3 protein-coding genes are annotated in these 1,959 nt (G+C 40.9%); all 3 read right to left on the reverse strand.

The genetic code is table 11. The features are described from left to right. Window positions 1-86 precede the first annotated feature (86 nt). From COX77_04120 to COX77_04130, 3 genes are read right to left on the reverse strand one after another with little or no spacing between them, the layout of a single operon-like run. The gene (locus COX77_04120; GenBank protein ID PIZ98572.1) at window positions 87-551 is read right to left on the reverse strand and encodes a hypothetical protein; all 465 of its coding nucleotides are present in this window, start codon (window positions 549-551) and stop codon (window positions 87-89) included. Continuing rightward, window positions 521-1,093: a hypothetical protein gene (locus tag COX77_04125; GenBank protein ID PIZ98573.1), complete on the reverse strand. Its 573-nt coding sequence runs from the start codon at window positions 1,091-1,093 to the stop codon at window positions 521-523. Before COX77_04125 ends, COX77_04120 begins: the two co-directional genes overlap by 31 nt. Continuing rightward, a complete protein-coding gene (locus tag COX77_04130) occupies window positions 1,012-1,902 on the reverse strand; it encodes a hypothetical protein (GenBank protein ID PIZ98574.1) in 891 nt (296 codons plus the stop codon). The genes COX77_04125 and COX77_04130 overlap by 82 nt, the downstream gene beginning before the upstream one ends. Window positions 1,903-1,959 lie beyond the last annotated feature (57 nt).

Raw genomic sequence — 1,959 nt, forward strand, 5'->3', positions numbered from 1 at the left:
ATTTGGATTCCCGCCGGAGTCTACCCGACACAGTTGGCGGGCGGGAATGACGCAAAGGAGTTCGCTCCTATTCTCTACCTTATCAACTACTTCGATAAATTCAATACTAACAATTCCAGGGCCACATTCGGTTCTTTTTGCCCTGTCTTAATAAAAAACTCGGCCTCAGTCACTGATCCATAATATCTCTTTATGACTTCCGTATCGCCAACCTGCCTCAAGGCTCCCAGTGCTTTTTTCACTACAAACGGATGAAGCTTAAGGATTTGGGCTATCTGCGACTCGCTTAAGCCCGCCTTTTTCTTCTCGAATATCAAGGCTAGGTTATGAATCTGCTTTTGTATCATAGTCAAAATAAATATTTCATTTTCGCCTTTTTCCAAAAGATCCCCTAGGTTCTTCAGGGCCTGAGATTTGTTTTTCGCCGCTATCGCATCAAGCAGATTGAATATCCCAACATCCACCCCAGCATCAACCAACAAATTGATATTTTCTCTCGTTACATTCTTCTCATAAGCAACTAGCTTTGCGATCTCATTTTCAAATGCCACAAATCTGCGCCTACATAACCTGCCAACATCGCAGCGTCTTGCGGTTTTATAGTTCCGCCTTGCCTCACTATTTCATCGGCTACCCAATTATTCAGTTCATAACCGATAAGATCCCGGAATTCTTCTGTTTTCTCGCGCTTAAGACGCTTGAAAAGTGAGGTTCTTTGATCCGGGACCCCTTCTTCGAAAAAAATAAGATCAACTTCATTTGGTGCTTTATCAATGATCTCGATGACTTTAGCCTGGTCAACCCCCTTCGCCTTCAAAAGGTTTTTTACTATAACCAACCTTCTGGAAGCCAAAAACGGCATGGAATTTATTTCCATTGCAAGACGAGATAAATCGAAGTTATCTATTATTGTAGATACGTTCGGGTCTCTTGGGTCAGCAAAATAAGAAGACGTAAGACTCGCGAGTCTCTCTTTCAAGCGAAGATCGTCAGTACCAAAAATAAAATGAACTATGGTTTCTCCTTCTGGCAAACAGGGCAAAAATGTGTGCCTCTTCCCCCCAAAGATATTCTTTTTATTGGAGTAGAGCATCTAGCACATGGTAGGCCGGTCATTCTATACGCATTTCTACTATCTCCAAATGTACCTTTTTTACCTGTAGTATCGCGAAAATCAGAGGTAGAAGTGCCCCTTTTTTCTATCGCATTTTGTAGAATTTTTTTCATGTTGTCATATATAGCATTAATCTCCTCACTGGAAAGTTTTTTTGCAGATGTTTGGGGGTGAACACGAGACGCCCAGAGTATTTCATCGGCGTATATATTACCAACTCCAGAGAGTATGTGCTGATCCATCAGCACCTTTTTTATAGCCAAGCCCTTTGACTGCAACATGGTCTGAAACACCGCAACCGTAAATTCGGGGTCAAATGGTTCGGGACCATATTCGGCCAAAAATTTATTTAGGTCTTCGGTTGAAACAAGTTTTATGTATGCAAATTTCCTCAGGTCGCTCATTGCCATCATCGTTTTATCGTCAAAATAAAAAATAATCCGGATAAATTGATTTTGGGGATCGTCACTCAATAGCTGGTTATCAGTTTTTATCCATTTCCCCACCTCGTTTACCTCGTTAGAAGCATCTGTAACCAAAACATGGCCTGTCATTTTCAGATGAATAAGCAGGGCAGTGTCATCAGTGAGTTCGACTATTAGATTCTTCGCTCTTCTTTTGACATTGATTATCCTCTGTCCAATAACGGCTTTTTTGAAGGATTCAAATGGCATATCCTTGACTATCTCGGGCCATAGAGCAGTGATATCAGTGATCTTTCTACCCACGATTTTTTGTATTAAATCATTTTTTATAGTCTCTACTTCTGGCAACTCCGGCATAATAATCCTCTCTTTGAGAAATTATTTTAGCACAACTTGGAGACTCGCGTAAGTTAAAAATCT

Source organism: Candidatus Komeilibacteria bacterium CG_4_10_14_0_2_um_filter_37_10 (assembly GCA_002793075.1).
Taxonomy (GTDB): Bacteria; Patescibacteriota; Patescibacteriia; order UBA1558; family UBA1558; genus UM-FILTER-37-10.

Bases quoted from the DNA above. Each gene is read 5' to 3' on its own strand.
- COX77_04125 (PIZ98573.1), bottom strand. From the start codon at position 1,093: ATGCTCTACTCCAATAAAAAGAATATCTTTGGGGGGAAGAGGCACACA.